Source organism: Bradyrhizobium sp. LA6.1 (assembly GCF_040547805.1).
GTDB lineage: Bacteria > Pseudomonadota > Alphaproteobacteria > Rhizobiales > Xanthobacteraceae > Bradyrhizobium > Bradyrhizobium barranii.
Genome location: NZ_JBEPQK010000049.1, coordinates 1 through 5,206, shown reverse-complemented (window position 1 = coordinate 5,206; position 5,206 = coordinate 1). Strand labels below are relative to the sequence as shown.

Sequence of the window (5,206 nt, the reverse complement as noted above, 5' to 3'; positions counted from 1 at the left end):
GGTTTGGTCGCAAAGCCGACATCGGCAGGCACGTATGCGTCTTCCAGACGATCTGGATCGTCGGTCCATTCCTTCGGAAGATACAACGCGCGATCGATGAACGCATGACCATGACGCGAAACGTAGGTAGCGAAGACGCCGATCTGGCAGTTCGTGATCTTCCCTGCCGAACCAGTGTATTGCCGCGCCACTCCGCACGAGGCCTAAGGCGTCTGGTACGCGAGCTTGCCGACGTCGTGGCCAGACTGGCAAGAGCCGGGCGAGCTACTCGCGACGGTCGAGCATTTCGCCGTCTACATCAACTGCTGCGAGTTCGCTCCTTGTCCTCTTTAACCCTCGCGCCGCAACGCTGCAAAGGCGCGCTGTCGCATTCCTGACGTATGTTCGAAATCAGCTGCGCTGTTGATTGCCATTGTTAGTTGGGGTTCTCTTAACTCGTTGGATTGTCGTTAGATCTTTGCGATCCGCGAGCTGGCATGGCATTTGCTATAAGTCCGTCATTCACGCCGGAAGCGGAGCGCCGCACCCGAGTAATGGTGGGATCGAGATGGGCGATGAACAGAAGTCGGCCCAAGCCGAAATAGTTGGAGGCCATAAACATGGCAACGCACGATCACGACAACAGGTCTAGCCACACCGCCGAGCCCGTCGACGAAGCAGTTCGACGTACCGGCGAAAGTGCGGCCGAGCAGATGAAGCACATCTGGGAAATGGCGGTTGAGGCTGGTCAGGAGATGAATCGCATCGGTACCGAACTGCTCCGGCAAAATGCGGAGGCGTTCCAAGACGCCATGCGGGTCAGATCGGAGATGACGGCAGCCGCAATGGGCCGCTCTACCGATCAGTTCGCGCTCCCCGGCTTGTGGAGCGGCCTCCTACAGGCTACCGAACGGTCGGCGGGTAACGCTGCGGCTACGCTACAATGCACAAGCGCCGTTACTCAAGCGACAAGCGAGATGTCTCGAGAGTATTGCGCGTTCGTTCGGCATCAAATGGAAATTACGATGACGTGCATAAAGAAGTTCTGGGCCTGTCGAACTCCCCCAGAGATCGCGGTCCTGCAGAGTGAATTCTTGCGTGAAACTGTTCAGGGTCTGGTGGAGAGCAACCGCCGGGTGGTCGGCATCATGTCGAAGGTCGACGAGACCGCAAAGCGCATGGCCAAAAACACTCACTGGCCTGCTGCCTAGCGGGGTTCGGGCGCGACAGCGCTTGCTTGGCACGCGACTTACTGAATCTCGTGCTGAGGGCGGCGGGGCCGATAACAGCGGCGCAGGTTGCCCGATCCGCTCCGCGGCTGAGGGCTATACGTGCTGCGCCAGCTCGTGAGCTAACGATCTCGCAATTAAGCTACGGACCGCGATCGAGCAGACGTTGCAGGTCGACAACGTGCGGACCGCCAATCTCGGCGGGGAGGTCTCGACGTCGGAGTTTGCGAGCGCTGCAATCAAGCGCCGCATAACCAAGCGGACGAGGCGATCGACAATAGGGAGTAGATAGATGGTGAAGGGTTCTGATCTTTTGGTCGCTGCATTGGAGCATGAAGGCGTTGACCGCATCTTTGGCGTGCCGGGCGACGAAAATCTCGACTTCGTCGAGTCGCTCCGCACTTCAAAGATCCAGTTGGTCTTGACCCGTCATGAACAGGCGGCGGCGTTCATGGCGGCGACGCACGGGCGGCTGACGGGGCGGCCAGGCGTGTGTTTCTCGACGTTGGGTCCTGGCGCGCTGAACTTCTCGACCGGCGCGGCCCATGCACATCTCGGCGCGATGCCGATGGTGATGATCACCGGGCAGAAGGCGATCATGAGCAGCCGGCAGGCCCGCTTCCAGATCGTCGACCTGGTCGGGTCGATGAAGCCGCTGACCAAGCTGGCGCGTCAGATCGTCAGCGCGCCAAGCATCCCGACGCTGTTGCGCGATGCCTTCCGCATCGCGATGGAGGAGCGGCCGGGCTCGGTCCTGCTCGAGTTGCCCGAGGACATCGCCCGTGCCGAGGTCGAGGCGGTGCCGATGGTGCCGATCCATCCGATCGAAATCCCGGTCGCGCACCCCGCGGCCCTCGATCGCGCGGCCGAGATCATCCTGGCGGCGAAGCGGCCCCTGATCATGGCCGGGGCCGCGGCCAGCCGCCCGCGTTCGACCTACTGTCAAGCGCCAGCGTTAGCGGTGGCCTCCAGCTACTCTGGAGCCCTGCATGCTGGTCGTTGAAGGTCTGACGTGCCGCTTCGGCGCAAAAGCCGCGGTGGACGACGCTTCGTTTCAAATCTCCCCCGGCGGCTTCGTCGGTGTGATCGGGCGCTCCGGCGCCGGCAAGTCGACCTTGCTGCGGACCATCAACCGCCTGGTGACGCCGACGCAGGGCCGCATCCAATTCGACGGCATCGACGTAACGGCGCTGCGCGGCAAGGAGCTGCGGCAGTGGCGGGCGCGATCGGCAATGATCTTCCAGCAGTTCAACCTGGTCGGCCGGCTCGACGTCCTCACCAATGTCCTGATGGGGCGCCTCGCAACGATGCCGGCATGGCGCTCGTTGACGCAGACCTGGCCCGAGCACGACAAGGCGCTGGCGATGTCGGCGCTCGAGCAGTTCGATATCGCCTCGCTCGCCGCCCAGCGTGCCGACCAGCTCTCCGGCGGCCAGCAGCAGCGTGTCGCGATCGCCCGCGCGCTGGTGCAGCAGCCCGACATCATCCTCGCCGACGAGCCGATCGCCTCGCTCGACCCGCGCAACACCAAGATCGTGATGGATGCGCTGCTGCGCATCAACAAGCATTTCGGCATCACCGTACTCTGCAACCTGCATTCGCTCGATCTGGCGCGCAGCTATTGCGACCGTCTGATCGGCATGGCGCAGGGTCGCGTGGTGTTCGACGGCGCGCCGGCCGAGTTGACCGACCACGTCGCGCGCGAGCTCTACGATCTCGAAGCCACCGACGTCATGGGCGGAATGCCTGTGCCGGTGCCCGAGGGCGTGCCGGCGCTCGGAACGGCCGCGGCCGCCTGAGCCGCGGCATACCTGTTAGTTGCCCAATTTTTGCGTCAACCGACCCCAACCGATGAAGAGGGTACCATGATCACTCGCAGACTCATCCTCGCCGGCGCCGCCGCGCTCGCGTTCACGACTTCGGCCTCCGCCGTTGCGCCGATTTGCGATGCGCTCACGCTTTACGGCAGCGCTGCCAACTCCGGACTCTGCAAGAGTCTCGGCATGAGTAACCATTGGGTCTGCGAGTTGGCGCAGGGAAGTCCCGACATTCATCTCACCTTCAACGAAACGACCAAGCTGCACATCACGGTCAGAAACCCGAACTGCGAGGGGAAATCAGACCTGACGGGGGCCTGGAATGCCGAGGGTCACACTCTGAAGCTCGCGAACGGGCAACCCTCGATGATCTGTAAAGTGAATGTGCAGAATTATGTTTATCGCCTGAATGCGCAACCTGGCATGGAGGGTGCGGGACGCCGCGCCTGCGTCGCTGCGTTCAATACGGCCGCTAGCAACGGCAGAATCTCATTTGATGCTCAGTCGTTCTTTATCAATCTGTGTAAGAAGGACTGTGCGGAGGACGCCAATAAGCCGTGAACTCGTTGACATTTGAGTGCTCTCTCCGAGTGCCGGCGCCTACATGAATGGCGCCCGCACAATCGGTAGTGCACATTAGAGCAGACGACCGGCGCGCGCAAATGCGGCGATAACTTAAGGTGTAAGTTCTGAAGCGGGAAAATGCAGGACAATCTTTAATACGATCTCAGGTCCTTTTTCGGTAACCACAACAATTGCGCTCGTCGCAAGCGGTACTGCCAACCCGTCGGAACTTTCCAGCCTTGCACGCTGCGGAGGCGATGGCCTGTTCCGGAGGTTGTCGTAACGGGCACAATCGGCGATCGGCGCATGACGAAGCGTCGGTGCGGCCGGCGTCATGATGTTGGCCGGTGGGGCGGGTTCACGTTGACGGGCCAGGATATTGAGCACGACATCGCGGCGGAATGGACGCCGTGACTGAGCGCTTCGGCACAGGCCGCTTCCACCGCAGGCAGACCGTCAGTCAGCACCGCGTTGAGGATGTCGACCATCTGCCGGTTGCCGTCATCGGTGCTGGCAAGCCTGCGCCGGATCCGCTCGATCGCGGCCGGCAGCACCCAGTCCTTGAACGGAGCGCCGTTGCGCAAGGCGCCGGCTTTGCGGGCGAGCACCGGCACATAGTGCCAGGGGTCGTAGACAGTATCGCCGCGACTAAAGGCGCGGGTGCTCGGCAACGATACGTCCATCCTGACGGATCACGATGCGATCGGCATAGGCTTGAACTTCGACGGGGCGTCCGACTGCGCTGGCTGCGACCGAGTACTTGTTGTTGTCGAAGCGCACCAGGCAGGTCTTCGAGACCGACGCCGTCACCGCATGGAAGCCGTCGAAGCGGCCGGCATAAGGACCGAGTTTGGGGCGTTCGGCTTCGAACACGTCCCAGATCGTCTGATCGACCAGCTCCGGATGGCGATGAGCCTTGGCGTAGCCGATGCATTTGTCGAGCAGCCAGGCGTTCAACTCGTCGAGGTTTTTGAACCGCAGCCGCGGCGTGAAGAAGCGTTGCCTGACCAGCCCGACCTGGTTCTCGACCTGCTCCTTCTCCCAGCCTGACGCCGGCGTGCAGGCGACCGGATCGACCAGATAGTGGCTGCAAATCTGCAGAAAGCGACGATTGTAGAGACGCCCTTTACCGACGAAGATCGTCTCTACGGCGGTCTTCATGTTGTCGTAGATGCCACGGGTGCAGGTGCCTTTGAACAGGGCGAACGCTCGGTCGCGGGACACCGAGTAGTAGCCGGTCGAGCCGTCGGCGTTGATGTCCTTGGCGAAGGCGTCGGTCTTGACGCCGGTCAGGCGGGCGCGGGCGAACGAGGCCGAGCCGTAGCTGGCGATATGGATGTTGCCGGCGCGCTGTCCTTCGATGACGGCGGCGTAGTCGTTGGCGATGCGCAGCGTGACCTTCACGCCCAATTCCTTGGAGAGATAGCTCATGAACGGCGCCCAGCGCTCGGTCACGCCCGAGGCGTTTTCCGCCGGAATGACCGCGAAGGTCAGCTCGGGATATTTGGCTTTCCAATCGTCGGATCGCGCGTTGTATCTTCCGAAGGAATGGACCGACGATCCAGATCGTCTGGAAGACGCATACGTGCCTGCCGATGTCGGCTTTGCGACCAAACC

3 protein-coding genes and 5 pseudogenes are annotated in these 5,206 nt (G+C 62.0%); 5 read left to right on the top strand and 3 right to left on the bottom strand.

What is annotated here, in order from left to right:
• Nucleotides 1–203, bottom strand: a pseudogene (locus ABIB99_RS44305) (transposase); the annotation flags it as partial.
• A 396-nt stretch (nt 204–599) separates the two neighbouring features.
• Between ABIB99_RS44305 and ABIB99_RS44300 the strand changes: the two are divergent.
• The 4 genes and pseudogenes from ABIB99_RS44300 (at nt 600) to ABIB99_RS44285 (ending at nt 3,586) form a co-directional block, all read left to right on the top strand.
• Nucleotides 600–1,190, top strand: a complete 591-nt coding sequence (locus ABIB99_RS44300; protein ID WP_247457906.1) for a phasin family protein — start codon at nt 600–602, stop codon at nt 1,188–1,190.
• A gap of 310 nt (nt 1,191–1,500) precedes the next feature.
• A pseudogene (locus tag ABIB99_RS44295) lies at nt 1,501–2,145 on the top strand (thiamine pyrophosphate-binding protein); the annotation flags it as partial.
• Between the two features lie 52 nt (nt 2,146–2,197).
• The gene (phnC, locus tag ABIB99_RS44290) at nt 2,198–3,007 is read left to right on the top strand and encodes a phosphonate ABC transporter ATP-binding protein (protein ID WP_247457907.1); all 810 of its coding nucleotides are present in this window, start codon (nt 2,198–2,200) and stop codon (nt 3,005–3,007) included.
• A 66-nt stretch (nt 3,008–3,073) separates the two neighbouring features.
• Nucleotides 3,074–3,586: a hypothetical protein gene (locus tag ABIB99_RS44285; protein ID WP_354182263.1), complete on the top strand. Its 513-nt coding sequence runs from the start codon at nt 3,074–3,076 to the stop codon at nt 3,584–3,586.
• 270 nt (nt 3,587–3,856) lie between these two features.
• Here the strand turns inward: ABIB99_RS44285 and ABIB99_RS44280 are convergent.
• Together ABIB99_RS44280 and ABIB99_RS44615 are read right to left on the bottom strand one after the other, a co-directional pair.
• Nucleotides 3,857–4,810 (bottom strand): annotated as a pseudogene (locus tag ABIB99_RS44280) (Mu transposase domain-containing protein); the annotation flags it as partial.
• 60 nt (nt 4,811–4,870) lie between these two features.
• Nucleotides 4,871–5,020, bottom strand: a pseudogene (locus ABIB99_RS44615) (PhnD/SsuA/transferrin family substrate-binding protein); the annotation flags it as partial.
• Here ABIB99_RS44615 and ABIB99_RS44610 point away from each other — a divergent pair.
• Nucleotides 5,019–5,206 (top strand): annotated as a pseudogene (locus tag ABIB99_RS44610) (hypothetical protein); the annotation flags it as partial. The pseudogenes ABIB99_RS44615 and ABIB99_RS44610 overlap by 2 nt on opposite strands.

Coding starts and splice junctions, on each gene's coding strand:
- ABIB99_RS44285 (WP_354182263.1), top strand. CDS start 3,074: ATGATCACTCGCAGACTCATCCTCGCCGGCGCCGCCGCGCTCGCGTTC.
- ABIB99_RS44300 (WP_247457906.1), top strand. CDS start 600: ATGGCAACGCACGATCACGACAACAGGTCTAGCCACACCGCCGAGCCC.
- phnC (WP_247457907.1), top strand. CDS start 2,198: ATGCTGGTCGTTGAAGGTCTGACGTGCCGCTTCGGCGCAAAAGCCGCG.